The following is a 24,212-nucleotide window of genomic DNA, read 5'->3' as shown; positions in this document are numbered from 1 at the left end:
ATGCGCCATGCCCTTCGACCCGCCCTCCCACGCCTCCGCCACCACCCGCGCCGCGGATGCGCGCGCCGTCGCACGCTGGCTGCTGGGCGTCGCCGGGCTGGTCTGGATCATGGTCGCCATCGGCGGCGCCACCCGCCTTACCGGCTCCGGCCTGTCCATCATGGAATGGGCGCCGCTCTCCGGCACGCTGCCGCCGCTGAGCCAGGCGGAATGGCAGCGCCTGTACGACCTGTACCGCACCGTCCCGCAGTATGAGCTGGTCAACCAGGGCTTCGGCATCGATGGATTCAAGCAAATCTTCTGGCTGGAGTGGCTGCACCGCTTCTGGGGCCGCCTGATCGGCCTGGCCTATGCCGCCGGCCTCGCCTGGTTCTGGCTGCGCGGGCGCATCCCGGCCGGCAGCAAGCCGCGGCTGCTCGGGCTGCTGGCGCTGGGCGGGCTGCAGGGCGCGGTCGGCTGGTACATGGTCGCCTCCGGCTTCGAGGCGGATCGCACCGCCGTCTCGCCCTACCGGCTGGTGATCCATCTCGGCCTGGCGCTGGTGATCTTCTCCGCCCTGGTCTGGACCGCGCTGGGACTGCTGCGCCCGGTGGGCTCGGCGCCGCCGGAGGCCCGTCCGGTGCGGCGCATGGTGCAGGTGGCGGCCTGGACGCTGGCGGCGGCCATGCTGGCGGGCGGCTTCGTCGCCGGCATCCGCGCCGGGCTCAGCTTCAACACCTTCCCGCTGATGGACGGCCAGTTGGTGCCGGACGGCTATTGGTTGCTGTCGCCGGCCTGGACCAACCTGACGGCCAACATCCCCGCCGTGCAGTTCAACCACCGCTTGCTGGCAACGCTCACGGCGCTTTTCACCCTCGGTGCCGTCTGGGCGGCGCTGCGGCGCCTGGCGCCGGGTACGGCCCGCCGCGCCGTGCTGGCGCTCGGCGGCGCCGTCGCCTTGCAATACGCCCTAGGCATCGCGACGCTTGTCTATGTGGTGCCCGTTTCGCTCGGCACGCTGCACCAGGCGGTGGCGGTGCTGGTGCTGGCCGCGGCGCTGGTTGCGCTGCACGCGCTGCGCCCGGCGCCGCGCTGACCATGCCGGCTGTTCCGCCCGACATGCTGCAATCCGTCCTGGCCACGCTGCCGGTCGCGATCGCGGTGTTCGACGCGGAGGGGCACCTCGTGCTGGCCAGCGACGTCAACCTGTCCTGGCACGGCCTCGACCCCGGCCTGACCCCGCGCGGCATGCCGCATGCCGAGGTCGTCCGCGTGCTGGCCTGGAACGGTGCCTATGGCCCGGGCGATCCGGAACAGATCGTCCGGTCCATCATGGCGCTGGATCGCAGCCGACCGCACAGCCGCCTGGTGCGCAGCCGCGCCGGGCGCATCGGGCAGGTGGAAAGCCGCCCCCTGCCCGACGGCGGCTTCCTGACCTGCGCAACGGACGTCACCACGCTCAGCCGCGCCGAAGCCGAATCGGCCAGCCGCGCCCGGCTGCTGGAGGCCGTGCTGGCGCGCCTGCAGGCCGGCGTCGCACTGTTCGATTCCGACCTCACGCTGATCCAGTCCAACGCCGCCTATGAGGAGGCGATCGGCCTGCCGGCGGGCTCGGTCCGCCCCGGCATGGCGCATGCCGAAATCCTCGCTTTGTTGCAGGATCGCGGTGAGATGGATGCGGAGGAACGCGCGGATACCGCACGCCGGGTCCGCGATGGCCGCTTCCTCACCGCCACGCGCCAGCGCATCCGCCCCACCGGCCAGGTGCTTCGCGTTGGCAGCCAGCCGCTGCCCCCCGGCGGCTTCATGATCGAGGTGGACGACGTCACCGCGCTCAAGCAGGCCGAGGACGAGGCGCAGCGACGTGCCGCGCTGCTCGACGGGGTGCTGGAGGCGCTGCCGCATGGCGTCTGTGTGTTCGGGCCGGACCGCCGCGTGACGATGTTCAACCAGGCCTACAGCCGCATCATGTCGGGCTCCACGATCGCGCTCGGCGACCTGCTGGAGGACATGGTCGCGCGGCGCGAGGCGGAGGGCGAATTCACCGCGGAGGAAGCCGCCCTGGTCCGGCGCCGCCCGGCTGGGTCGGGGTCCGGCGTCTCGGGCTCCGGCGGCCTGCTGCGTCATGTGCGGCCGAACGGCACGGCGGTGGAAAGCCGCGTCGCGCAGCTCCCGGACGGCGGGCACATCAGCGTGCTGACCGATGTCACCGCCCTCCATCGCGCCGAATCGGAGGCGCGCCTGCGTGCCACGATGATGGAGGCGATGCAGAGCTCCATTCGCCAGGGCATCTGCATGTACGGCCCCGACCGTCGCCTGGTGGCCATCAACAGCCGCACCTCGGAGATGATCGGCCTGCCGGTCGAGTTCCTGCAGCCGGGCCGCCTGGTGGACGAGGTGCTGGACGAGCAGGTCCGCCGCGGCGAGATCAGCCCGGAGGCCGCGGCCCGGGCGAAGGCCAACGACCGCTCCCGCTCCTACCGCTACCACCGCAGCAGCCGGGGCGGACGGGTCATCGAGGTCGTATCCGATCCCACGTCGGATGGCGGCTTCGTCATGACCTTCAGCGACGTGACGGAGGATTTTCGCATCCGCGCGGAGCTGGAACGCGCCCGCGCCGAGGCGGAGGCGGCCTCCGAAGCCAAATCGCGCTTCCTGGCCACCATGAGCCACGAGCTTCGCACCCCGCTGAACGCCGTGATTGGCTTCTCCGCGGCGCTGGATGGCGAGCGTGACCGGGCCCGCCTCGACGACTATGCGCGCGCCATTAATGAGGCCGGTCGCCACCTGCTGCTGCTGATCGACGACATCCTCGACGTCGCCCGCAGCCAGAGCGGCGCGCTGAAGCTGGCCGAGGCGCCGGTCGCGCTCCGCCCGCTGCTGCAAGGCGCCGCGGAAGCCGTGGCCGGCGCCGTCCGCCAGGGTGGGCTCACGCTGGATCTGTGCCTGCCGCCGGACCTGCCCGCTCTGCGCGGTGATGCCGACCGGCTGCACCAGTTGATCCTCAACCTGCTGTCGAACGCGGCGAAGTTCACGCCCTCCGGCGGGTCCATCAAGCTGTCGGCCAAGACCGACGCGCAGGGCCTGGCGATCCGGGTCTCCGACACCGGCATCGGCATCGCGCCGGAGGACCGGGAACGGGTCTTCGAACCCTTCACGCAGGTCGACAATTCGCTGTCCCGGCGCTTCCAGGGCTCCGGCCTTGGCCTGTACCTCGCCCGCACGCTGGCCGAGGCGTTGGGCGGCACCCTGGGGCTCGAGGCACCTGCCGGCCCCGGTACCGTCGCCCTGTTGCGGTTTCCGGCCGACCGGCTGATGGATTTTGCCGAAGCCCCTGGTGACTCCCCCCTGGGCGACGACCCGCCCCCGGCCCCATATCCTGCCAGACCCCATCCGAAGGACCCGCCGTGACCGATGCCCTGGCTGCCACCGACGCGCTGTTCTTCACTCGCCTGGATCGTGCCGCCGCCGAACGCCTGACGCGCAGCGCGACCCAGGGCGCCGAGGATGGCGAGTTGTTCCTGGAGCATCGGGAGTCCGAGGCGATCAGCCTGGAGGACGGCCGCATCCGCTCCGCCAGCTTCGACGTCACCAGCGGCTTCGGCCTGCGCAGCGTGGCCGGGGAGGCCGCCGGCTACGCCCACGCCGCGGAGATCACCGAAGCCGCCCTGGCCCGCGCCGCGGACACGGTGAAGGCGGTGGCCGCCGGCCATTCCGGCACGCTCGATGTCGGCCCGCGCGCCACCAACACCCACCTGTATTCCGACCTCAACCCGCTCTCGGCCATGGAATTCCAGGCCAAGACGGAGATGCTGGCCGAGATCGACGCCTATGCCCGCGCCCGCGACCCGCGCGTGAAGCAGGTGATGGCCTCGATCTTCGGCGAATGGCAGGCGGTGCAGATCCTGCGGCCCGACGGCTCGCGCGTTGCCGACCTCCGCCCGCTGGTGCGGCTGAACGTTGCCGTGGTGGTCGAGAGCAACGGGCGGCGTGAGACCGGCAGCACCGGCACCGGCGGCCGCTTCGCCTATGACCGCGTGCTGAACGCCGCCACCTGGAAGGGCGCAGTGGAGGAGGCCCTGCGCCAGGCGCTGCTGAACCTCGACAGCGTCCCGGCTCCGGCCGGGGAGATGGAGGTGGTGCTGGGCCCGGGCTGGCCCGGCATCCTGCTGCACGAGGCGATCGGGCATGGGCTGGAAGGCGACTTCAACCGCAAGAAGACCAGCGCCTTCGCCGGCCTGCTCGGCCAGCGCATCGCCTCCCCCGGCGTGACGGTGGTGGATGACGGCACCATGCCGGACCGCCGTGGTTCGCTGACGGTGGATGACGAGGGCACGCCCTCCGGCCGCACCACGCTGATCGAGGACGGCATCCTGGTCGGCTTCCTGCAGGACCGGCAGAACGCCCGGCTGATGGGCGTCACGCCGACCGGCAACGGCCGTCGCCAGTCCCACGCGCACATCCCGATGCCGCGCATGACCAACACGGTGATGCTCGGCGGCGACATGGCACCCGCGGAGATCCTCGCCAGCGTCAAGCGCGGCATCTACGCGGTGAATTTCGGCGGCGGCCAGGTCGACATCACCTCCGGCAAGTTCGTGTTCTCCGCCAGCGAAGCCTACCTGATCGAGGACGGGAAGATCGGCGCACCGGTGAAGGGCGCGACGCTGATCGGCAACGGGCCGGATGCGCTGACCAAGGTCGCCATGGTCGGCAACGACATGGCGCTCGACGCCGGCATCGGCACCTGCGGCAAGCAGGGCCAGGGCGTCCCGGTCGGCGTCGGCCAGCCGACCCTGAAAATGACCGGGCTGACCATCGGTGGGACCGCCGTATAGCAAGCCCGCCCTGATCAGGCGCCGCCGGGCAGCGGCGCCGCCGGGTGCACCAGCCCCGCCTGGCGCAGCGCGCGCCAGAATTCGACCGGTACCGTCTCCTCCAGCGCAGCCCGGTCCTCGGCGATGCGGTCCGGCCGGCTGGCGCCCGGGATCACCGCGGCAACCGCCGGGTTGGCGAGCGAGAACTGCAGCCCGGCCGCCTTCATGCTCACGCCGTGCCGGTCCGCGATCGCCTTGATCCGCGCTACCTTGTCGAGGATGGCAGGCGGTGCCGGCGCATATTCGAAGTTCGGCCCGCCGACCAGCGCGCCGGAGCTGTAGGGACCACCGACAACGATGCCGAGACCGCGCTCGGCCACCATTGGCATCAGCCGCTGCAGCGCCCGGTCATGGTCGAGCAGCGTGTAGCGCCCGGCGAGCAGGGAGCCGTCCGGCCGCGGCCCCTCCAGCCCCAGCAGCAGCTCGACCGCCTCCACCCGGTTGACGCCCAGGCCCCAGGCCTTAATCACCCCCTCGTCGCGCAGCCGGTCGAGCACCTTGAAGGCGCCCTGGCGCGCTTGCTCGAACTTGGCGATCCATTCGTCGCCGTAGAAATCCTGCGCCAGATCATGCACCCAGATGATGTCGATGTGGTCCGTCCGCAGGCGCTTCAGGCTGTCCTCGATCGAGCGAAGCGTGGCATCGGCGGAATAGTCGTTCACCACGCGGTTCGGGCGGCCGTGCTTGAAGACCTCGCTCTTCTCGCCCTGGTCGCGGGCGCTGACATCCTCGACCTCATCGAGGATGACGCGGCCGACCTTGGTGCTGATGACGTAGTCGGCACGAGGCTTGCCGGCCAGGGCCTCGCCCATGCGCAGTTCCGCCAGGCCGGCGCCATAGAAGGGCGCGTTGTCGAAGTAGCGGATGCCGTCGGACCAGGCGGCCTCGACCGTCGCCAGCGCCTCCTGCTCGGGAATGTCGCGGAACATGTTGCCGAGCGGCGCCGAGCCGAAGCCGAGCTTGCCGGGAAGAATTTTCGCGAGCTTCATGCGGGTTCCTTGTCGTCTGCCGGGCGACGCCTCCACCAGTCCAAGGTGCGGCGGCGCAGGTGTGAAGTGATCCGGTAGCAGGGGATCAGCCCAGCTCGATCCCGAACGCCTGCCGCAGCCCCGCCTCCCCCGCGCGCGTCACCAGCACGGTGCGGGAGTGCGGCACCCGCCTGACCCAGCCGAGTTCGAAGCACCGCGCGCACAGCGCGGCACCCAGCCCTCCGGCCAAGTGGTGCCGCCGCTCGCTCCAGTCCAGGCAGGGCCGGCAGAAGGCGCGTCGCGCGCCACCCGGCTGTGGCGCGATGCCCAGCCCCGCCAGGAAATCCTGCCCCGCCGCCGTCACGGCACCGCCATCCGGCACAAGTTCAACATGCCCCCGCGCCACCATCCCCTCCGCGATCGCCACGCCGAGCCGGCCGGCCAGGTGGTCGTAGCAGGTCCGCGCCGCCCGCATCGCGGCATCGGCCGGGCCGATCCGGCGCGGCCGGACCGGTGGAGGCAGACTGCCGGCGACCAACATGATCGCCTCCAACATCCGTGCCACCGCCGGCGTCGCCAGCCGGTGGTAGCGGTGCCGCCCCTGGCGCTCCACCGCCAGCAACCCGGCGGCGGACAGCTTTGCCAGATGGCCGCTGGCGGTCTGCGGGGTGATGCCGGCGACGCCGGCCAACTCCGTCGCGGTCAGCGCGCGGCCATCCATCAGCGCGTTCAACATGCTGGCACGGGCCGGGTCGCCGACCAGGGACGCGGCTTCCGCCATGGCGGCGTTGCTGGACATTGATGCCTCCGGGCCTTGCGGGGCGAGGATGCCGCAGCAGGGGGCTGTCCTGCTACGGCACGGGCCGAACCTTCGGCGTCACCGCTGCCAGAAGGGCCGCCGCGCCTCCCGCAGCGCCTGGCTCTTGGTCAGGCCGAGGTCGCGCAGCAGATGCGGGCAAAGGTCGCGCAAGGCGATGCGGGTGCGATGGCGATGCGCGCAGGCGGCCAGCCAATCCAGCAAGGCGGCCAATACATCGGTACGGCGGACCGGACCCGCAGGAAGCCCGGCGGCGGGTCGGGAGAGGGCGGGCATCGGGCGAGACTCCTGTCGTCGGCCCCCACCCTGGCCGCCCCGCCGGCACCGCGGCTTCGGTGCCGGCCGAACCCCGTGGCCCTTCCGTTGCGGCCCGGCACCAGCTAACGCGGTGCCGCACGGCATCGAGGCCCCTTTGCTGAAGCCGCTCAAGCATCCCGCCCGCCTGGTGCCCCTTGCCTTCTTCCTGGCCATCCTGCTGGGGACGGCGCTACTGGTCCTGCCGATCTCGCGCGCCGGGCCGGGTGGCGCGCCTTTCCTCACCGCGCTGTTCACCGCCACCTCCGCCGTCTGCGTCACCGGGTTGGCCGTGGTGGACACCGCTACCTACTGGTCTGGCTTTGGCCAGGCGGTGATCCTGGTGCTGTTCCAGGTCGGCGGCTTCGGCATCATGAGCGGCGCGACGCTGCTTGGGGCCCTGGTCAGCCGCCGCCTGCGCCTGTCCACGCGCCTCGTGGCCCAGGCCGAGACCCGTGGCCTGGCGCTGGGCGACATCACCGCCATCCTGCGGCTGGTGCTACTCGTCACCATCGTGGTGGAGGCGGCGATCGCCGTCATCCTGGCGCTGCGCCTGCACCTGACCTATGGCGAGCCCTGGCCGGACGCCATCTGGCACGGCGTGTTCCAGGCCGTCTCCGCCTTCAACAATGCCGGCTTCGCCACCTATTCCGACAGCCTGGTGGGCTTCGCGCTGGACCCGGTGATCCTGCTGCCGATCATGCTCGGCGTGGTGCTGGGCGGCATCGGCATGCCGGTGCTGCACGATCTGCGACGGGAGCCGTGGCGGGCGGGCCGCTGGTCGCTGCACACCAAGCTGACGCTGTTCGGCACGGCGCTGCTGCTGCCGGCCGGGATGCTGGCGACGCTCGCCTATGAATGGTCGAACGCCGACACGCTCGGCGCGCTGCCGCCGGCCGGGCGGCTGCTGGGGGCTGCGTTCCATTCCGTGATGGCCCGGTCAGGCGGCTTCAATGCCGTCGATGTCGGCCGGATGGAGACGGAGACGCTGGCCATCACCTATGGCCTGATGCTGATCGGCGGCGGCAGTGCCGGCACCGCCGGCGGCATCAAGGTCGGCACCTTCATGATCCTCGGCCTGATCGTCTGGGCGGAAGTGCGGGGCGAGCGGGATTCCATCGCCTTCGGCCGCCGCGTCTGCCCCACCGCGCAGCGCCAGGCGGTGACCATCACGCTGCTCGCGGTCGGCATGGTCGGCACGGCGAGCCTGGTCATGGTCACATTGACCGGCCTGCCGCTGCGCGACGTGCTGTTTGAGACCATCTCCGCCTTTGCCACCGTGGGACTATCGACTGGCGTGACACCGGACCTGCCGCCTTCGGCACAGGCGCTGGTGGTGTTCCTGATGTTCGTCGGCCGGGTCGGCACCATCACCGTCGCCACGGCCCTGGCACTGAGCCGCCGCCAGAACCCCTACCGTTATCCAGAGGAGCGCCCGATCGTTGGCTGACCAGTCACATGAGAATGGGGTCGTGGTGATCGGCCTCGGCCGCTTCGGAGGCGCGGTGGCCGAATCGCTGGTGCGGCTCGGGCACGACGTGCTCGCCATCGACGAGAATGCGGAGCTTGTGCAGTCCTGGTCGGACCGGCTGACCCATGTGGTGCAGGCGGACACCACCAACAGCGACACGCTGCGCCGGCTTGGCGTCGCCGAATTCGGCCGCGCCGTGGTCGGCATCGGCACGGACCTCGAGGCCAGCGTGCTGACCGTGCTGGCCCTCAGCGAGCTGGGCCTGCCGGATATCTGGGCCAAGGCGCTCGGCCCGAAGCATGGGCGCATCCTGGAACGCACCGGCGCCCACCACGTGGTCTATCCCGAGGCCGCGATGGGAGAACGCGTGGCACATCTGGTGACCGGCCGGATGATCGACTTCATCGAGTTCGACGACGGCTTCGCCATCGCCAAGACCCGAGCGCCGCGGGAGGCCCTGGGCCGCACGCTGGCCGAAAGCGGCTTGCGCAGCAAATACGGCGTCACCGTCGTCGGCGTGAAGCGGCCGCGCACCGACTTCACCTACGCGCGGCCGGAAACCGCCATCGCCCAGGGCGACATCCTGATCGTCTCCGGCGCCACGAAGCTGGTCGAGGCGTTCGCCGGGATGACCTGAGCCGGCTTCCCTTTTCGGCCGTTTGGGGGAACAAAGGCGGCGGGGGTCATGGTGGCCCGAGGGGCAGGAAACATGACACCGCGCGGCCGGCACTTCTTCGCCAATCCCGGGCCCACCAACATCCCGGACAGCATCATGCAGGCCGTGAGCCACCACACGGTGGACTTCAACGGCCCGGATTTCCTGGAAATCTACGATGGCTGCCTGTCCGGGCTGAAGCGGGTGCTGCGGACGGAACAGCATCTGTTCATGTACACGGGCTCCGGCCACGCTGCCTGGGAAGCCACGCTGGTCAACCTGCTGTCGCCCGGCGACCGAATCCTGGTGATCGAGACAGGCCACTTCTCCGAAGCCTGGGGCCGCATGGCGACCGACCTCGGCATCACGGTGCAGACCCTGGCAGCCGACTGGCGCCGCGGGCTCGACTACGCGGACCTGCGCGCGGCGCTTGCCGCCGATGGCGGGCACGCCATCAAGGCGGTCTGCGCCGTGCACAACGAGACCTCGACGGGCATGACGCTGGACCTGGCGCGCATCCGCTCCCTTCTCGATGAGGCGGAGCATCCGGCGCTGCTGCTGGCGGACATCATCTCCTCCCTCGGCTCCATCGATTTCCGCTTCGACGAATGGGGCATCGATGCTGCGGTGGGTGGAAGCCAGAAGGGGCTGATGCTGCCCGTGGGCTTTTCCTTCTCCGGCGTCTCGGACAAGGCGATGGCGGCGCACAGGCAATCCAGCTTCCCGAAGCACTACTTCAACTGGACGACCATGCTGACCCGCCGCCACCGCAGCTTCATCGGCACCGTGCCGATCGCGCTGTTCTACGGGCTGCGGGAGGCGCTGCGCCTGATCGAGCAGGAAGAAGGCCTGGACAACGTCCTGGCCCGCCACGCGCGCCTGGCTGAAGCGACACGCCGCTGCGTCCGCCACTGGGCCGGCAACAACGGCCCGCAACTGTTCTGCCTGTCGCCGGAGCGGGTCTCGAACTCCGTCACCTCGATCCTGCTGCCCGAGGGCCATGACGCGGAGGCGTTGCGCAAGCGCGTCGGCACCATGAACGTGGCGCTCGGCACCGGCCTCAGCCGCCTGAACGGCAAGGTTTTTCGCATCGGCCACCTTGGAGACCTCAACGAGCCGATGCTGCTGGGGACCCTTGGTGCCACCGAGATCGGCCTGCGCCTCCAGGGCGTGCCGCACGCGCCGGGCGGGGTCGACGCCGCCATGGCCTACCTGGCGGAGACCGCCGCCTGATCCGGCGCGCCACCCTTGCGGAGGCGCCCGCGCTCGCCGCGCTGGTCGAGCGCGCCTACGCGCCGTGGGTGCCGATCATCGGCCGCCGCCCGGCCCCAATGCAGGATGATTACGCCGCCCGGTGCGCCGCCGGCCAAGCCTTCGGCCTTTTCATGGATGGTCGGCTGGAGGGGCTGATCGTGCTGGAGGATCTTCCGGAGCACCTCTGGATCGACAACGTCGCGGTGGAACCGGCCTTGAAGGGCAAGGGACTCGGCCGGCGATTGATGGCCTTCGCCGAGGATGAGGCACGGCGGTGCGGAAAAGTTGAAATCCGCCTGCTAACCAACCTGCTGATGTCAGCGAACATCCACCTCTATGCCCGCCTCGGCTACGCCGAGACCGAGCGGCGGGAGGAGGCTGGCTTCTCCCGCATCTACATGGCGAAGCGGCTGGCGTGATGCCGGGTGCCCGCCGAGGCACCGGACCATGGCTCAAACGACCGATACCATCCGCCTGCTGCTGGCCGAGGACCTGCCGGTCCTCATCGACCTGATCAATGCAACCGGCCTGTTTCCCGGTGCCATGCTGGCGGACATGGCGGCGCCAGGACTTGCGGGTGCCGAGGATGCCGAGTTCTGGCTGGTCGATGCACGCGGCTCGCCTGTGGCGCTGGCCTATTGCGCGCCGGAGCGCATGACGCAGGGCACCTGGAACCTGCTGCTGATCGCCGTGCATCCGGCCCGGCAGGGCCAGGGACATGGCACCGCGTTGCTGCGTGCGGTGGAACGGCGGCTGGCGGAGGCGGGTCACCACCTGCTGCTGGTCGAGACTTCGGCCCTGCCGGAATTCGAAGCCAGCCGTGCCTTCTACTTGGCGCGCGGCTTTGCCGAGGAAGCGCGTATCCGGGACTTCTACCGGGCTGGCGAGGACAAGGTGGTGTATCGCAAGCGGCTGCCCTGACGCGTCAGGCCTCGGCCTCGGCAAAGATGCGCGACACGTCGCCGCCCCAGGCCGTCGCATGCCGTTGCAGCCAGCGTTCCGCCTGGGTGATCCCGCTGGCGGCGATCTCCTCCAGCGGCGCCAGATAGACTTCCTCGCCCAGCCCACGCGCCTTCAGGCCCTGGCGCGAGATTTCCACCGCATCCCGCGCCACGTCACGCAGGCTTCGGCCGCGGATCGTGGCCGCCAGCGCCTGGGCCGGCACCGCGTTGCGCAGCGCCCGCATCTCCTCCACCGTCCAGCCCCGGATCAGAGCGGCGGCGGCCTTCTGGGCCGCGTCGTCATACAGCAGCCCGGTCCAGAAGGCCGGCTTGGCCTGCAGCATGGCGGGGCTGCCGGCATCGGCTCCACGCATCTCCAGGAAACGCTTCAGGCGCACATCGGTGAACACCGTGGTCACATGATCCGCCCAATCGCCCATGGTCGGCTCATGGCCGGCCAGCTTCTCCGCCCGGCCTTCCAGAAAGGCGCGGAATGGCACGCCGGCGGCATCGATGTACTTCCCCTCCCGCATGATGAAGTACATCGGGACATCGAGGACGAACTCGGCAAATCGGGAAAAGCCGAACCCGGATTCGAAGGCCACCGGCGGAATGCCCGTGCGGTCCGGGTCGGTATCCGTCCAGACCCGCCCGCGCAGCGTCAGCAGGCCGGAGGGCTTGCCTTCGAGGAAGGGCGAATTGGCGAACAGCGCGGTCGCCAGCGGCTGGAGCGCCAGCGAGACCCGCAGCTTCTCCACCATGTCGGCCTCATCGCCGAAGTCGAGGTTCACCTGCACCGTGCAGGTGCGCAGCATCATGTCAAGGCCCATGCCGCCCACCATCGGCATGTAGCGCCGCATGATGGCGTAGCGCCCTTTCGGCATCCACGGCATGTCCTCCCGCTTCGCCAGCGGGTGAAAGCCGAGCGGCGCGAAGCCAAGGCCGAGCGGCCCGGCCACCTCATGCACCTCCCGCAGGTGGTCGCCCAGTTCCACGCGCGTCTCGTGCAGGTCGCGCATCGGCGCGCCCGACAACTCGAACTGCCCACCCGGCTCCAGGCTGACCGAGCCGCCGTCGCGCTTCAGGCCGATGACGTTGCCGGCATCCAGGATCGGCTCCCAGCCCTTGGCCTGGAGGCCCTCCAGCATCGCCTTGATGCCGCCGGGCTCATAGGGCGGTGCCGCGAAGCCATGCCGGGAGAAGCCGAACTTCTCGTGCTCCGTGCCGATCCGCCAGTCGGCCTTCGGCTTGCTGCCGGCCGCGAACCACTCCGCGAGCTGACGCGTGGAGGTGATGGGCGTGAGGTCGGCCTCGCCAGGATTCGACATCGATTCGCGTTCTCTATCCTGGCAGTCGGGCCGGAGCGGATGCCCCTGCCGTTCAGGCCCAATCACCCCAGAGCGCCTGCAGCGCCGCGAGGCCGGCCACGGCCGCGGTCTCGGCCCGGAGGATCCGGGGCCCGAGTGCGGCCGGCACTACAAAGGGCCGCCGGCGCAGGTCGTCAAGCTCCGCCGCCGTGAACCCCCCCTCCGGCCCGACCAGCAGGGCGAGCGACGTACCCGCCGGCAGGCCCAGCGTGCGCGGCGGCGCGGCGAGGCTGCGCTCCATGGCCACCACCAGGCGCGCGCCATCCCAGGCATCCAGCACCCGGTGCAGCGGCGCGGCCTCGGCCACCACCGGCACCGAAAGCCGCTCGCATTGCTCGGCGGCACCGCGGGCGATGGCGGACAGCCGGGCGACATTGGCGCGGTCGGCAACGCTGCGCTGCGTCAGCACGGGCTGGATCAGGGTGGCGCCGAGCTCGGCTGCCTTCTCCACCACCCAATCCATGGCGTCCCGCTTCAGCGCCGCCACCAGCAGCCGCACCTCCGGCTCCGCCGCCGGCGGCCGCACCCGCGCGCCGAGGGCGAATCGGGCGCGGTCCTTGCGGATCGCCTCGATGGTCGCGTCCCATTCGCCGTCGCGCGGGTTGAACAGCAGCACCGCGTCGCCCGGTCCGCGCCGCAGCACGGTGCCGATGTGGTGCGCCTGGCCCGGCGCGGCCTCCACCACCAGGCCCTCCGCGAGAGGCGCTTCGACGAACAGGCGGGGGATGGACATGAAGAACCTCCGCGGACAGGTATAGGGCCATGACCGGCTGGACCGATATCCGCGCCCAGGGCTGGGTGGCCAGGCTGCCGCCGGGCTGGCGGCCCTATGCGCTGCTCGGACGGTTCGACCGGCCGATCGGCGCCTGGCTGCTGCTGCTGCCTGGCTTCTGGGCCTTTGCCATCGCCGCCCCAGGCTGGGGCGAGGGGCTGCGGCTGGCGGCGCTGTTCACCATCGGCGCCTTCGCCATGCGCGCCGCCGGCTGCGTGGTGAACGATTTGTGGGACCGCGACCTGGACCGGCAGGTGGAACGCACGCGCGACCGGCCGCTGGCCGCGGGCACCGTGACGCCGTTCCGGGCGCTGGTCTTCCTGGCGGCGCTGTGCGTGGTCGGGCTGCTGGTGCTGGTGCAACTGCCGCCGGCGGCGATCTATGTCGGCCTCGGGTCGCTGCTGCTGATCGCGCTGTATCCGCTGGCCAAGCGGGTCACGGATTGGCCGCAGGCGGTGCTCGGCCTGGTGTTCTCCTGGGCCGCGCCCACCGGTTATGCGGCGGCGACCGGCGGGCTGGATGCGGTGGCGGTGGCGTTGTGGGCCGCCGGCTTTTTCTGGATACTGGGCTACGACACGATCTACGCGCACCAGGACCGTGCCGATGACGCGCAGATCGGCATCCGCAGCAGCGCGCTGAAACTCGGCGACCACACGAAGCCGTTCCTGGCGGCCTGCTACGCCGGCACCATCGCGCTGCTGGCCCTGGCGGGCTGGCACGCCGGCCTGTCCTGGCCCTTCGTGCCAGCCCTGGTGCTGCCGGCCGCGATGCTGGGCTGGCAGGTGCGAACGCTGGACATCCACGATCCCGCCCGCTGCCTGATGCTGTTCAAGTCGAACCGGGAGGTCGGCTTCGCCATCGCCCTGGCCTTCCTGGCCGGCCATCTGTGATCGACTTCATCCGCGCCCATACCGCCATCGCCCGCCCCGCCCTGGTGCCGGAAATTGCCCTGTACCTCGCCACCGAAATCACCCCGATCTGGCAGGCCACGGAGGCCTGGCTGGCCGAGACCGGCATCGAGCCGCCCTTTTGGGCCTTCGCCTGGCCCGGCGGGCAAGCCCTCGCCCGCACCATCCTGGACACGCCCGCCCTGGTCGCCGGCCGGCGCGTGCTGGACTTCGCCGCCGGCTGCGGCATCGGCGCCATCGCCGCCGCGCTGGCCGGCGCGGTGCGGGTCGAGGCCGCCGAGATCGACCCGCTCGCGCTGGCCGCCACCCGCCTGAACGCCACACTGAATGGCGTCATGGTCGAGACGCCCGAGGGTGATGTCGTCGGCAGCCCCTGCCGCTGGGACCTGATCCTGGCCGGCGATGTCTGCTACGAGGCGCCGATGACGGCCCACATCCTGCCCTGGCTGCGCCGCATGGCGGGGGACGGTGCGGAGGTCTGGATCGCCGACCCGGGCCGCGCCTATCTGCCGGTCGCCGGCATGGACCTGCTCTCCCGCCACACCGTCCCGACGACGCGGGAGTTGGAGGACCGCAGCGAGCGCCTGGTCACCATCCACCGCCTGCGGCCGTGACGATGCCACCGATGCGCCACCTCCTCCCCCTGTTGGTCCTGCTGCTGGCCCTGCCCGCCACCGCCCAGACCCAGCGCCAATACGATGCGCAGGGCCGCAGCCTCGGCCGCGCCGAGACCCAGGCCGGCACCACTCGCTTCTACGACCCACAGGGCCGCGCAATCGGTCGGTCCGAGACCCGCAACGGCGTGACCCGCCACTACGATGCACAAGGCCGCGGTACCGGCCGCAGCGAGCAGCGCGGTGGCACCGAGCGGCACTACGACGCCCAGGGCCGATCCTCCGGCCGCAGCGAAGCCCGCGACGGCACCCGCCGGGACTATGACTCCAGCGGCCGCTTCCAGGGACGCGCCGAACAGCGTGGCGACACGCGACGCCTGTACGACGCGCAGGGCCGCAGCCAGGGGCGGATCGAGAAGCGATAGCTCAGCGCGTCGCCGCCGCCAGGAAATCCAGCAGCGCGTCCAGATCCTCCGCGTTGCCGACGGTCTGGATTGGCATGCGGGTTCCGGGCGTCACCTCGTCCGGCCCGCGGGTGAACAAATCCGCCACCGTCTCCCGCGTCCAGGTGATGTCCCCGCGCGCGAGGCGCTCGGAGTAGGCATAGCCGGGCACCATGCCCATGCGGCGGCCGAACAGGCCGTGCAGGTGCGGCCCGGCCATCGGCCCGGCCGCCGGCGTCAGCGCATGGCAGGCGCTGCAGGCGCGGAAGACACGCGCGCCCTGCGGGTGCAGGCCGGCTGGTGCCGCCTCCTCCGGAGCTGGGCCGACAGGCCCCATTGGCCGGCCCGTTGACGCATCCCAGCGCCGCACCCGGCGATCCGTCCCGCCGGTCCACAGGCTGGCTCCATCCGGGGCATAGGCCACGGACCACACCGGCAGGCCTGGACCCTCCAGCGTATGGACCAGGCGCAGCGACGCCGCCTCCCACAGCGTCACGCTACCGCCGAGCCCCGCCACGGCCAGGTGTCGCCCATCCGGCGCGGCGGCGATGGCGACGATCGGCCGGGCGCCGGCCCGCACCTCCCGCACCCCACCATCGGGCCGGACCAGCCGCAGCAGCCCGTCCGCCCCGCCCACCGCCAGCACATCCCCGGGCAGCGCCACCAACGCGTTCAGCGGCAGGCCGAACTCGGCCAGCGTCACCGAAACCCCCCGGTCGGGCCACAGCCGCAGCGTGCCGTCGAAGCCGGCGGTCGCCAGCATGCCGTCGCCGCGGAAGGCCACCGCGTTGACGTTGCCCTGGTGCCCTTCCAGCACCCGGACCGGCCCTCCACCCAGGTCCCAGACCCGCGCCGTGCCGTCCCAGGATGCCGAGCCCAGCAGCCCGCCCCGCACAGCCAGCGCCGCGACCGGCCCGCCATGCCCTTCCAGCACCCGCAGCGGCTCCGGCCCCGGCACGGCCGGCCACAGCGCCACCCGGCCATCCTCTCCGCTGCTGGCGAAGCCGCCGCCAGGCAGCGCCGCCAGGGCGTTCACCGCACCGCCATGCCAGCGCACCACCGCGCGCGGCCGGTGGGCCTCCGCGTCCCACAGGATCATCGCCTGGTCGAAGCCGGCCGAGGCCATCGTGCCATCGGCCGCCACCGCCAGGGCGCGCACCGGGCCTCCGTGCACCGCCTCCTGCGCATGGGTCGGCCAACCGGCCAGAAACAGCATCAGGATCAGCAATGCGCGCATCACACCAGGATGGCGCCTCCGCGCGGCTCGTCTACCCTGCCGCCGCAACGGAACGGGATTTTGCGCAGATGACCCTCGACATCGCCTCCGAAGTGCTCTGGGCCCGGCTGACCGCGGCCGAGATCCAGGCCCGCGCCACGCCGGACACGGTGGTGCTGATCCCGGTCGCGTCCATCGAACAACACGGCCCGCACCTGGCCGTCGGCGTCGACACGGTGCTGGCCGGCGGCGTCGCCGAACGGACCGCGCGCCGCCTGGTGGCAGCCGGCACGCCGGCCCTGGTGACCCCAACCATCTGGTCCGGCCTCGCCGAGCACCACATGGCCTTTGGCGGCACCATGACGCTGGACCTCGCTACCTTCTCCGCCCTGGTCGGCGGCATCGCCCGCAGCGTCGCCCGGCACGGCTTCCGCCGCATCGCCCTGATCAACGGCCATGGCGGCAACACGGAGGCCATCGGCAGCGTCGCCATCGAAGCCACCCGCGCCCTCGGCGTGCCGGTGATCGGCCTGACCTACTGGCTGGCCAATGCCGACACCTTCGCGCCGATCCTGGAGGCCCAGTCCAACGTCCAGCACGCCTGCGAGGCCGAGACCTCCATGATGATGGCACTGGCGCCGGATTGCGTGCGCACGGATCGGATCGAGGCGGCGGTGCCGAAGCGCTTCGCGCCGCCTGCCCCACCCGGCTTCAAGCGTAGCCGCCCCTTCACCGAGATGACCGACACCGGCGTGATCGGTGACCCGCGCACAGCCAGCGCCGCAAAGGGTGAACGCCTGCTGGAGGCCGCAGCGGCGCGCCTGGCCGAGGAATTCGGCCGCGCCGAGTTGTGGCGCTGAGCCGGAGCCGTTCTGGCGCATCTTTGAGCCGCCAGGCGCCTACGCCGGATCTGAGGATGCTCTACGCGATCAGATCGGTCGCCAGCAGATGCTGGCGGGCCAGCCCCGCGAGCAGTACGCCATCGCCCTGGCCGAGGTCGAGCCGCAGGCCGCCCACGACCTCCTCCGCCAGGCCCATGACCTGCGCGGCGCTGAGTCCGAAGCCGAGCAGCGCCAGCTTGTCCACGCCATTGGTGAAATCCTCCACCAGGTCGAAGCCATCGCCGGGCCGCAGCAGGAAGATGTCCGCCCCAGCGCCACCGGCCAGCGTGTCGTTGCCGCCACGGCCTTCCAGCACATCGGCGCCGCCACGACCTTCCAGCCGGTTGCCCGCCGCGTTGCCGGTCAGCATGTTGGCCAGGTTGTTGCCGAGGCCGGTGACGCCGCCGACCGCCAGCACCAGCGCCTCCACCGCATCCGGCAGGGTGGTGGTGGCGAGGCCGGAGACCACGGTATCCATCCCCTCCCCGTTCAACTCGATCACCAGGTCACCTGCATCGTCGATCAGGTAGCGATCGTGGCCTGATCCACCGCGCAGCGTGTCCGCGCCGCCGCCGCCATCCAGCACATCGTCCCCGGCGCGTCCTTCCAGCACGTCCCGCCCGACACCGGCGGACAGGTGGTTCGCCGCCTCGTTGCCCAGCAGCGTGTCAGCCCCGGCCCCGCCCACCGCGTTCTCGATCAGCGATGCGGTGTTGTCCTGGTGCAGCAGTGCATTGAAGACATTGCCGCGCGCCTTCACCTCAAGCCCCGATCGGCTGTCGAGCAACGCCAACTGGGTCCAGGAGGTCACGGACCAGGCACCAGGTGCCAGATCCACCGCAACACCGCCGGTGTAGGCGGACAGGTCGTAGGTATCGACGCCGCCACCATCCCAGACGGTCAGGAACACGCGGTTACCGGCGCCGCCCGTGCCATCGCCCGGCGCACCCTGGCGGATGCCGTCGATCAGCGTCTCCCCGGTCGCGGGGTCCCAGGCATAGACGGTGTTGCCGGCCTGCATGGTGTAGTCCGCGCCGTACAGGTGCTGCAGGGCGGCGATGTCCAACATCATCCAGCCCTGCGGGTAGTCGAAGGTGCCGTTGACGTAGCCGCCGGTGGTGGTGAGCCCGGCATGGGAGCGATAGGACATGACGGTGAATTCCAGCATGTCCCATTCCAGCGGCATCGGCCCGAAGCCGTTCCAGCTTTCATGCGGGTGCTTCAGGCCCAGCGCGTGGCCGATCTCGTGCACCGCGACCAGGAAGCCATAGTTGCCGAGCTTCGGGGCATCGAAGGTGGCGCGGTTGCCGAACCAGACATCGCCGCCCTCCCGCCCGTTCGGGTAGTAGGCCCATGCGGTGCTGGGGGCGGAGGATTTGGCGAAGCGCATGTCGGCGGCCCAGTCATCCGCCGACTCGGTTATGAACAGGTTGGTGAAGCCGGTGACGTGCGGCCCGGGGCTGCCCGGGGCCCCGGCCACGCCACTTCCGCCCGAGGGCTCGCCGACCAGGATCTGGCGCACCGCGTCGCGCATCGGGGCCGCGACCTGGCTGAAGCCGCGGGTCGGCTCGCTGGTGCCGTACCAGGATTCGTAGTCGCCGCCGCTGTCGGGAAAGGCGAAGCTCAGGGGGTCGCTCATCGACCAGGCATAGCCGCTCAGCACGCCATCCACGCCGGCATGGCCGGAGGAGGTGAACTGGAACCGGGGCGCCGTCGGCAGCGGTTGGTCCGCGCGCAGCGTCGTGGCAACGAAGGCGCCGTCGTCGGTGGCCCCTCCCTGGGGCCTGCAAAGCCAGCACATGGCTGAAGTTTCCGGGCCGACCGGCGCATGGGCCCGTGGTACCGGCCAGGAGCCGCTTTTGCGGCCGAGGCCAGACCCGGTGCCCGCCCTCCGCATGTTGCGGGGCTGGTGAGGCGGCCCACGCCGGCAGGCCCCTCCCCGCCATCCTGGGGCCATCGGATGAACCCGTGGTGAATCGGAGGCCGGGACCGGTTGTGCGACGGCGCGCCCTGCGCTACCCGATGCCTACCGGCTGGGGCGTCGCCAAGCGGTAAGGCAGCGGTTTTTGGTACCGCCATTCCCAGGTTCGAATCCTGGCGCCCCAACCAGCCAGTCAGCCTGTCACAGCCGTTTTCCGATTTTCGAGACGGCAGCCGCAAAAGCCCCAGGCTTCCGGCCAGACACGCGACCGCGTTTCCTCGGGTGTACATGAGAGACGCCGGTCCGGAGGTTTCTGGCGGCCAAAGGGAGCCCGCGTCTCCCAAGGGCATTTTGGCAGTACGGGTGGGGTGCGTGAGCGGCGCTCGTGCTTGCCGTGCGGCAGCCGGCCGCTGACCTACCAGCGCGGCCGATGGTCGGCCGGCAGCCCGGCTCAGACGAAGCCGAGCGCCTGGCGCTGTTCCTGCCAGTCGGTTGGGATGCGGGTGTCCCGCATCAGCCGGGACGCGCTCAGACTGGTTGGCTGGCGACCACCGAGGATCGCCTCAATTATGTCCGGCGCCAGCCAGGCAAGACGGACCAGCCGCGTTGCGTAGGATTGGGAAATTCCCTGTGCGGCCGCGAATGCCGTCAGGCTCTGGGCGCTGCTCAAAACCAGCGCCTCGCGCAGTGCCCAGGCCTTCGCGACCAGCCTGACCAGCGAAGGAACTGACTGATCCGCTGCAACCGTCGATCCCACCAGCAGCGCCATCTCCCGACCCATCCGCCGCAGTGCTACCGCCTCCGTGATCGTGATGCGCGGAAGGTCCCCACCAGCCTCGTCATTGGAAGCGGATGCCGCCTGAGGGGCCTTTCCGGAGAGGACCGTCAGCAACCGCTGCGGTGAGAGGTGGATGGCTATCTCGTGCCTCTGCACCGCGATCTGTGCTGCCAGAGCCAGCAGCGTCTCGCGCTGCACCGTGTTCCCCTGCTGCTGCCATCGCCGGGCCAGGTTCTGCGCTGCGGCAAGCACACTGCGCTGCTGTGCGCCCTCCGGTGGCAAAATGCGCGCGGACCGCATCGCTCCCAGCAGTTCGGGCCCATCGGAGAGCAGGCGGATGACCCTCCCAGCAACCACCCGCTCCAGCGCTGCCGCCGGCACTCGCAGCCCATCGGCGTGTTCCTCGCGAAGGCCGGTGAGCAGTCGGCTCGAGACATAGTAGCGGTACCGCCGTCCCGCCTTATTCGCATGCGTCGGCACCATCGGTTCGCCGGTGGGATCCGTGAGCAGCCCCGCCAGCAGGCTGGGGTGGCTGGCATCGGCACCCGACCGGCGATCCACTCGCCCCTGGGCAAGCCGCTGTTGCACCGCCTCCCACAATGGGACACCGACGATCGCCTCGTGCTCCCCGGCATAAACCTGGCCTCGATGCGCGATCTCGCCGCGATAGAGGCGGTTCTGCAGCAGGTGAAACAGCGCCCCCCGCTCCAGCGCGCGGCCGCCCTTGCTTGTGATGCCCTCGGTGGCAAGTTGTTGCTGCGCCAGTCGCACTGTCCCGAGATCGAGATAGATTTGGTAGATGCGGCGGACCAGCGCGGCCTCGGCCTGGTGGACGATCAGCTTGCGATCCCGCACCTCGTAGCCGAGGGGGATGGACCCGCCCATCCACATGCCCTTGCGCTTGGAGGCGGCGATCTTGTCGCGGATGCGCTCGCCGGTGACCTCGCGCTCGAACTGCGCGAAGGACAGCAGCATGTTGAGCGTCAGCCGTCCCATGCTGGTGGTGGTGTTGAACTGCTGGGTGACCGAGACGAAGGAGGCGCCGTGGCTGTCGAACACCTCAACGATCTTGGCGAAGTCGGACAGCGAACGGGTCAGGCGGTCGACCTTGTAGACCACCACCAAGTCGACCCGGCCTGACGCGACATCAGCGAGGAGGCGCTGCAGGGCCGGACGGTTCATGCTGCCGCCGGAGAGGCCGCCATCGTCGTAGTGGGCAGGGAGCAGGGTCCAGCCCTCGTGCCGCTGGCTACGGATATAGGCCTCGCAGGCCTCCCGCTGGGCGTCGAGGGAGTTGAACTCCTGCTCGAGGCCCTCCTCAGACGATTTGCGGGTGTAGATGGCGCAGCGGAGGCTCGCGCGACCAGCAGGCTGAGCGGAGATGCGGCGGCTACGCATCGTCAGTTCCAGCATTGGGAGTGCGTCGGCCGGATGCGCCGCCTCCGCGCCTCAAGCCGAAGAACCGGGGCCCGGACCAGTGCGCCCCGGTGATGTGGCGCGCGACCTCGGACAGCGATGCGAAGCGTTGCCCGGCCAGCTCGAAGCCCTTGTCCAGGACCAGCACAGTGTAGGTCCTGCCGCTCCATTCCCGCACCAGGGTGGAACCTGGCTTGATCCGGAGCGTGGGGGTCCGCAGTTGCGGCAGCGGGCCTGCCTCAGCGCCGGCCAAGGCAGCCAGCCGACGACGCAAGGCAGTACTCAGCCCACCGTGCCGGTCTGCCTGCTGACGGTGAGCGATGTCACGCCGCAGGAAGTCCAGGCTCAGAGCGGCCGGCGGCGCCATGCGATGGAGGCGCTGCCATTCCGCCCGCAGCGCCACCACGTCAGCGCGCCCCCTGTTTGGCACGGACGTCAGGTCATAGGAGCGGGGCAGACCTCTGCCTGCTCCGCCTTGCCGAACCATCGCCGCCCGCCTCAGCCAGCTGCCGTCAAGCGATAGGCCTTTCGCCCATCGTGCTGGGCGAGGTGGACGGCGAAGCCGCGCTGGCGCAGACCGGTGAGGGCGGCCCGCGCCGTATGCGGCAACCAGCCCGTGAGGGTGGTGATCTCAGCCAGCGTCGCTCCGGTCTCGGCCGAGATCGCCTGCAGGACCTGACCCAGCTTTCCCTCCGGCCGCCGAAGCAAGGGCTCCGGTGTTGGTGTCTCATCTGCGGTGGGCGAGCCACTGGAGGAAGTTGGGGCTGGCTCCTTGGTGACGTCCCGAGCTGCGGGCGGCGGCACCTCCTGCGGAGCGCCAGCAGCGGCGAGACCGGCGGCGGTCAGGCGAAGGCCGATGTGCTGGTCGGACTCATCCCTCCGCCAGGCGGTGGCGGCGGCGCCGACGGTGACCTCCTCGACCAGTTCCAGGGCGAGCAGGGCGGTGAGCAGCTTGCGCTGGGTCGCGCCACGAACGCGGATTGTCGACGGCAGCGGCAGGATGATGTGATCAGGGCGTTGGGCAGCGGTGTTGAGAACGAGCAGCTGAGCGACCGTCAGGATCTTGCGGTGGGACATGGGTGGGCTCCGTGCTGGAGCGCTGCCCGATGCAGCGCCGCCACCACCCAAAGCCCGGATCTCGCCGGGCATGGCCTCGCGGGCTCCCTGCCCCCTCCGCCCGATAGCACCAATGCTTCCCGTCGCCCGGAAGTCGAGCGAGAAGAAGCCGCCGAGGCCCGCATCACGCCGGTCCAAGCCTCGGGAGGCAGACCATACACTGGATCACGCGATGGATCCCATTCCGGCCATTCGTGCAATAGAGCCATTTTAATGTCAATTAAAGCAATCCAAACTTCATGAGCTCTCTAATCATCAGTCCTAGATATATCACGATTGACATGAAAAAAAGCGTGAGTAGAGTGGCGTCTTCTGTGAGCCTGTGGAGATTTTGCGTAGTCAGATACATCTCCGAAATTCTCATGCCGCATATGGTCGATAAGCCAGCTAAAATCATAAAAAATGCTATAGCTATCGGCTCATCCGTTGCGATGCCTGCCGCTTTCTGTTTTTCTTGTTCGCCGGCGATTATTAGAAATACAATGGCTATCATTCCACCGAAGCCTCCTGCTAAAGAGCCGTTGATAAAATTGACCCATAGGTTTTTGTGGGCGTAATTCTGCATAAACCAGCGTGTGAAAAAAGGCACTAGCAAACCAAGCGTATGTATCGCAGCTCCCCCGAAAAACTCATCAGATCTTTCGATAAAGAAATAGGGCACTGCTATTAGAACAGCCACAACGAAGACGAATGGAAAATTAACTGGGAAAGCGACCGCCGGCGGAAGCGTATTCATTTTTAAAGCAGCGTTGATGATTGCTGCGCATATTTTACGAGCCCACTGACGTTCCCCCGTCACTTTCGTTCTGATATCGCTTGCTGGGAGAAATTGCAATCGAGACAACCCTTCGATGCTGTCCAATGAGACGTCCTCAATTAATACGGGTATTATACAAGACCGCTTTCTTTTTTGTTGAGAGAGAGATTGAGTAAGTTCTACTTCAGCTATGTATTTGGAAGAAATCCAAGATTTGGAGATCATCAAAATAATTACATCAGCTGCGGCCAGATTTCTCCTAAGCTCGTCGTCCCATAAGTCTCCCGGGCTGATTCTACGATCATACCAAAGTTCGAGCACGCCGCTTTCAATGTACGGCTCTAATTCTTCTTTCAATAAGGTCCAATTGATTTCGTCTTTGTGGGCGTAAGATACGAACAATTTTATAGCCATTCCGCGCGACTCCGGCTTCTCTCGACTTGGCTATCTGAAGAGGCACTCGTCCCCTCCCGGCCCTGTAGGTCTCAAGCTAGCATATCGTGGGGGCTGTTTTGCATAACTGAGATGACGGTCAGGGTTCTCATTTCCCAGACATCCTCATCCTACGGCTTCAGTGACCGATATTCCAAGCGCGGTGAAGCCGTTTAAGACGGCCACACGAACCTGGAACTCGGCGACCTTTATGGTCGAAGTCGGCTCTGAAGCTCCTATATCGGTCAAGCGGTTGCTGGAGCATTTTTGGGCGGGCCGGGGGGGCGGCAGAGATAGCCGAAGATCTCGCGGGCCACGAAGCGCTTGAGGCAGCA

General features: G+C 69.5%; 23 protein-coding genes and 1 tRNA gene. 13 read left to right on the top strand and 11 right to left on the bottom strand.

The window, feature by feature from the left end; all coding sequences use genetic code 11:
- Positions 1 to 7 precede the first annotated feature (7 nt).
- The 3 genes from ACLF3G_RS12555 to tldD are packed head-to-tail and all read left to right on the top strand — an operon-like array spanning position 8 to position 4,817.
- Positions 8 to 1,075: a COX15/CtaA family protein gene (locus ACLF3G_RS12555; RefSeq protein ID WP_430669720.1), complete on the top strand. Its 1,068-nt coding sequence runs from the start codon at positions 8 to 10 to the stop codon at positions 1,073 to 1,075.
- A 23-nt stretch (positions 1,076 to 1,098) separates the two neighbouring features.
- Entirely contained in the window at positions 1,099 to 3,390 is a 2,292-nt protein-coding gene (locus ACLF3G_RS12550; RefSeq protein WP_430669719.1) for a PAS-domain containing protein, read from the top strand.
- Complete coding sequence (gene tldD, locus ACLF3G_RS12545) at positions 3,387 to 4,817, top strand: metalloprotease TldD (RefSeq protein WP_430669718.1); 1,431 nt, start codon at positions 3,387 to 3,389, stop codon at positions 4,815 to 4,817. Before ACLF3G_RS12550 ends, tldD begins: the two co-directional genes overlap by 4 nt.
- Before the next feature lie 14 nt (positions 4,818 to 4,831).
- Here tldD and ACLF3G_RS12540 read toward each other — a convergent pair whose 3' ends face one another.
- From ACLF3G_RS12540 to ACLF3G_RS12530, 3 genes are all read right to left on the bottom strand, one after another.
- The gene (locus ACLF3G_RS12540) at positions 4,832 to 5,845 is read right to left on the bottom strand and encodes an aldo/keto reductase (RefSeq protein ID WP_430669717.1); all 1,014 of its coding nucleotides are present in this window, start codon (positions 5,843 to 5,845) and stop codon (positions 4,832 to 4,834) included.
- A gap of 85 nt (positions 5,846 to 5,930) precedes the next feature.
- Positions 5,931 to 6,623, bottom strand: coding sequence for an ArsR/SmtB family transcription factor (locus ACLF3G_RS12535; RefSeq protein WP_430669716.1), 693 nt, complete (start codon positions 6,621 to 6,623; stop codon positions 5,931 to 5,933).
- A gap of 78 nt (positions 6,624 to 6,701) precedes the next feature.
- The gene (locus tag ACLF3G_RS12530; protein WP_430669715.1) at positions 6,702 to 6,917 is read right to left on the bottom strand and encodes a DUF1127 domain-containing protein; all 216 of its coding nucleotides are present in this window, start codon (positions 6,915 to 6,917) and stop codon (positions 6,702 to 6,704) included.
- 136 nt (positions 6,918 to 7,053) lie between these two features.
- On the opposite strand from ACLF3G_RS12530, the gene ACLF3G_RS12525 reads away from it, so the two are divergent.
- The 5 genes from ACLF3G_RS12525 (at position 7,054) to ACLF3G_RS12505 (ending at position 11,236) form a co-directional block, all read left to right on the top strand.
- A complete protein-coding gene (locus ACLF3G_RS12525) occupies positions 7,054 to 8,385 on the top strand; it encodes a TrkH family potassium uptake protein (RefSeq protein WP_430669714.1) in 1,332 nt (443 codons plus the stop codon).
- Positions 8,378 to 9,043 (top strand): potassium channel family protein, encoded by a 666-nt coding sequence (locus tag ACLF3G_RS12520; RefSeq protein WP_430669713.1) that lies wholly within the window; start codon positions 8,378 to 8,380, stop codon positions 9,041 to 9,043. The genes ACLF3G_RS12525 and ACLF3G_RS12520 overlap by 8 nt, the downstream gene beginning before the upstream one ends.
- Before the next feature lie 72 nt (positions 9,044 to 9,115).
- Positions 9,116 to 10,294, top strand: coding sequence for a pyridoxal-phosphate-dependent aminotransferase family protein (locus ACLF3G_RS12515; protein ID WP_430669712.1), 1,179 nt, complete (start codon positions 9,116 to 9,118; stop codon positions 10,292 to 10,294).
- A 98-nt stretch (positions 10,295 to 10,392) separates the two neighbouring features.
- Positions 10,393 to 10,734: a GNAT family N-acetyltransferase gene (locus tag ACLF3G_RS12510; protein WP_430669711.1), complete on the top strand. Its 342-nt coding sequence runs from the start codon at positions 10,393 to 10,395 to the stop codon at positions 10,732 to 10,734.
- Positions 10,735 to 10,762: 28 nt separating this feature from the next.
- Positions 10,763 to 11,236, top strand: a complete 474-nt coding sequence (locus ACLF3G_RS12505; protein WP_430669710.1) for an N-acetyltransferase family protein — start codon at positions 10,763 to 10,765, stop codon at positions 11,234 to 11,236.
- A gap of 4 nt (positions 11,237 to 11,240) precedes the next feature.
- On the opposite strand, the gene ACLF3G_RS12500 is transcribed toward ACLF3G_RS12505, so the two are convergent.
- Entirely contained in the window at positions 11,241 to 12,584 is a 1,344-nt protein-coding gene (locus ACLF3G_RS12500) for a glutamate--cysteine ligase (protein ID WP_430669709.1), read from the bottom strand.
- Between the two features lie 52 nt (positions 12,585 to 12,636).
- Positions 12,637 to 13,356 (bottom strand): 16S rRNA (uracil(1498)-N(3))-methyltransferase, encoded by a 720-nt coding sequence (locus ACLF3G_RS12495; protein WP_430669708.1) that lies wholly within the window; start codon positions 13,354 to 13,356, stop codon positions 12,637 to 12,639.
- 29 nt (positions 13,357 to 13,385) lie between these two features.
- Here ACLF3G_RS12495 and ubiA point away from each other — a divergent pair, with 29 nt between their 5' ends.
- From ubiA to ACLF3G_RS12480, 3 genes are read left to right on the top strand one after another with little or no spacing between them, the layout of a single operon-like run.
- On the top strand, positions 13,386 to 14,285 hold the full coding sequence (gene ubiA / locus ACLF3G_RS12490; RefSeq protein WP_430669707.1) for a 4-hydroxybenzoate octaprenyltransferase: 900 nt from the start codon (positions 13,386 to 13,388) through the stop codon (positions 14,283 to 14,285).
- Complete coding sequence (locus tag ACLF3G_RS12485; protein ID WP_430669706.1) at positions 14,282 to 14,917, top strand: class I SAM-dependent methyltransferase; 636 nt, start codon at positions 14,282 to 14,284, stop codon at positions 14,915 to 14,917. Before ubiA ends, ACLF3G_RS12485 begins: the two co-directional genes overlap by 4 nt.
- 11 nt (positions 14,918 to 14,928) lie before the next feature.
- A complete protein-coding gene (locus ACLF3G_RS12480; RefSeq protein WP_430669705.1) occupies positions 14,929 to 15,342 on the top strand; it encodes a type IV secretion protein Rhs in 414 nt (137 codons plus the stop codon).
- 1 nt (position 15,343) lies between these two features.
- Here ACLF3G_RS12480 and ACLF3G_RS12475 read toward each other — a convergent pair whose 3' ends face one another.
- Complete coding sequence (locus ACLF3G_RS12475) at positions 15,344 to 16,597, bottom strand: hypothetical protein (protein ID WP_430669704.1); 1,254 nt, start codon at positions 16,595 to 16,597, stop codon at positions 15,344 to 15,346.
- On the opposite strand from ACLF3G_RS12475, the gene ACLF3G_RS12470 reads away from it, so the two are divergent.
- Positions 16,588 to 17,436, top strand: coding sequence for a creatininase family protein (locus ACLF3G_RS12470; RefSeq protein ID WP_430669703.1), 849 nt, complete (start codon positions 16,588 to 16,590; stop codon positions 17,434 to 17,436). The two genes, ACLF3G_RS12475 and ACLF3G_RS12470, sit on opposite strands and share 10 nt — an antisense overlap.
- 61 nt (positions 17,437 to 17,497) lie before the next feature.
- On the opposite strand, the gene ACLF3G_RS12465 is transcribed toward ACLF3G_RS12470, so the two are convergent.
- Positions 17,498 to 19,258 carry a M10 family metallopeptidase gene (locus ACLF3G_RS12465; protein WP_430669702.1) on the bottom strand — a complete coding sequence of 587 codons (1,761 nt, stop codon included), beginning with the start codon at positions 19,256 to 19,258 and terminating at the stop codon, positions 17,498 to 17,500.
- A 233-nt stretch (positions 19,259 to 19,491) separates the two neighbouring features.
- On the opposite strand from ACLF3G_RS12465, the gene ACLF3G_RS12460 reads away from it, so the two are divergent.
- Positions 19,492 to 19,566 (top strand) — tRNA-Gln (locus tag ACLF3G_RS12460).
- A gap of 263 nt (positions 19,567 to 19,829) precedes the next feature.
- On the opposite strand, the gene ACLF3G_RS12455 is transcribed toward ACLF3G_RS12460, so the two are convergent.
- The 4 genes from ACLF3G_RS12455 to ACLF3G_RS12440 all read right to left on the bottom strand — a co-directional run bounded on the left by ACLF3G_RS12455 (position 19,830) and on the right by ACLF3G_RS12440 (position 23,859).
- The gene (locus ACLF3G_RS12455) at positions 19,830 to 21,569 is read right to left on the bottom strand and encodes a recombinase family protein (RefSeq protein WP_430669701.1); all 1,740 of its coding nucleotides are present in this window, start codon (positions 21,567 to 21,569) and stop codon (positions 19,830 to 19,832) included.
- On the bottom strand, positions 21,547 to 22,059 hold the full coding sequence (locus ACLF3G_RS12450) for a DUF2924 domain-containing protein (protein WP_430669700.1): 513 nt from the start codon (positions 22,057 to 22,059) through the stop codon (positions 21,547 to 21,549). The genes ACLF3G_RS12455 and ACLF3G_RS12450 overlap by 23 nt, the downstream gene beginning before the upstream one ends.
- 11 nt (positions 22,060 to 22,070) lie before the next feature.
- The gene (locus ACLF3G_RS12445) at positions 22,071 to 22,649 is read right to left on the bottom strand and encodes a DUF3489 domain-containing protein (RefSeq protein ID WP_430669699.1); all 579 of its coding nucleotides are present in this window, start codon (positions 22,647 to 22,649) and stop codon (positions 22,071 to 22,073) included.
- Between the two features lie 259 nt (positions 22,650 to 22,908).
- On the bottom strand, positions 22,909 to 23,859 hold the full coding sequence (locus ACLF3G_RS12440; RefSeq protein ID WP_430669698.1) for a toll/interleukin-1 receptor domain-containing protein: 951 nt from the start codon (positions 23,857 to 23,859) through the stop codon (positions 22,909 to 22,911).
- Positions 23,860 to 24,212 lie beyond the last annotated feature (353 nt).

The sequence above is a fragment of the Falsiroseomonas sp. HC035 genome, assembly GCF_050563525.1.
Lineage (GTDB): Bacteria > Pseudomonadota > Alphaproteobacteria > Acetobacterales > Acetobacteraceae > Falsiroseomonas.
Note: the sequence above shows the minus strand (reverse complement) of the source record. Positions and strands in the feature narration are given on the sequence as shown.

What these genes read in the sequence shown, in the direction of transcription:
- ACLF3G_RS12510 (WP_430669711.1), top strand. Translation starts at nt 10,393, where the DNA reads ATGCAGGATGATTACGCCGCCCGGTGCGCCGCCGGCCAAGCCTTCGGC.
- ACLF3G_RS12515 (WP_430669712.1), top strand. Translation starts at nt 9,116, where the DNA reads ATGACACCGCGCGGCCGGCACTTCTTCGCCAATCCCGGGCCCACCAAC.
- ACLF3G_RS12475 (WP_430669704.1), bottom strand. Translation starts at nt 16,597, where the DNA reads ATGCGCGCATTGCTGATCCTGATGCTGTTTCTGGCCGGTTGGCCGACC.
- ACLF3G_RS12530 (WP_430669715.1), bottom strand. Translation starts at nt 6,917, where the DNA reads ATGCCCGCCCTCTCCCGACCCGCCGCCGGGCTTCCTGCGGGTCCGGTC.
- ACLF3G_RS12445 (WP_430669699.1), bottom strand. Translation starts at nt 22,649, where the DNA reads ATGTCCCACCGCAAGATCCTGACGGTCGCTCAGCTGCTCGTTCTCAAC.
- ACLF3G_RS12555 (WP_430669720.1), top strand. Translation starts at nt 8, where the DNA reads ATGCCCTTCGACCCGCCCTCCCACGCCTCCGCCACCACCCGCGCCGCG.
- ACLF3G_RS12505 (WP_430669710.1), top strand. Translation starts at nt 10,763, where the DNA reads ATGGCTCAAACGACCGATACCATCCGCCTGCTGCTGGCCGAGGACCTG.
- ACLF3G_RS12535 (WP_430669716.1), bottom strand. Translation starts at nt 6,623, where the DNA reads ATGTCCAGCAACGCCGCCATGGCGGAAGCCGCGTCCCTGGTCGGCGAC.
- ACLF3G_RS12450 (WP_430669700.1), bottom strand. Translation starts at nt 22,059, where the DNA reads ATGGTTCGGCAAGGCGGAGCAGGCAGAGGTCTGCCCCGCTCCTATGAC.
- ACLF3G_RS12440 (WP_430669698.1), bottom strand. Translation starts at nt 23,859, where the DNA reads ATGGCTATAAAATTGTTCGTATCTTACGCCCACAAAGACGAAATCAAT.
- ACLF3G_RS12470 (WP_430669703.1), top strand. Translation starts at nt 16,588, where the DNA reads ATGCGCGCATCACACCAGGATGGCGCCTCCGCGCGGCTCGTCTACCCT.
- ACLF3G_RS12550 (WP_430669719.1), top strand. Translation starts at nt 1,099, where the DNA reads ATGCTGCAATCCGTCCTGGCCACGCTGCCGGTCGCGATCGCGGTGTTC.
- ACLF3G_RS12540 (WP_430669717.1), bottom strand. Translation starts at nt 5,845, where the DNA reads ATGAAGCTCGCGAAAATTCTTCCCGGCAAGCTCGGCTTCGGCTCGGCG.
- ACLF3G_RS12495 (WP_430669708.1), bottom strand. Translation starts at nt 13,356, where the DNA reads ATGTCCATCCCCCGCCTGTTCGTCGAAGCGCCTCTCGCGGAGGGCCTG.
- ACLF3G_RS12455 (WP_430669701.1), bottom strand. Translation starts at nt 21,569, where the DNA reads ATGCTGGAACTGACGATGCGTAGCCGCCGCATCTCCGCTCAGCCTGCT.
- ACLF3G_RS12465 (WP_430669702.1), bottom strand. Translation starts at nt 19,258, where the DNA reads ATGTGCTGGCTTTGCAGGCCCCAGGGAGGGGCCACCGACGACGGCGCC.
- ACLF3G_RS12500 (WP_430669709.1), bottom strand. Translation starts at nt 12,584, where the DNA reads ATGTCGAATCCTGGCGAGGCCGACCTCACGCCCATCACCTCCACGCGT.
- ubiA (WP_430669707.1), top strand. Translation starts at nt 13,386, where the DNA reads ATGACCGGCTGGACCGATATCCGCGCCCAGGGCTGGGTGGCCAGGCTG.
- ACLF3G_RS12480 (WP_430669705.1), top strand. Translation starts at nt 14,929, where the DNA reads ATGCGCCACCTCCTCCCCCTGTTGGTCCTGCTGCTGGCCCTGCCCGCC.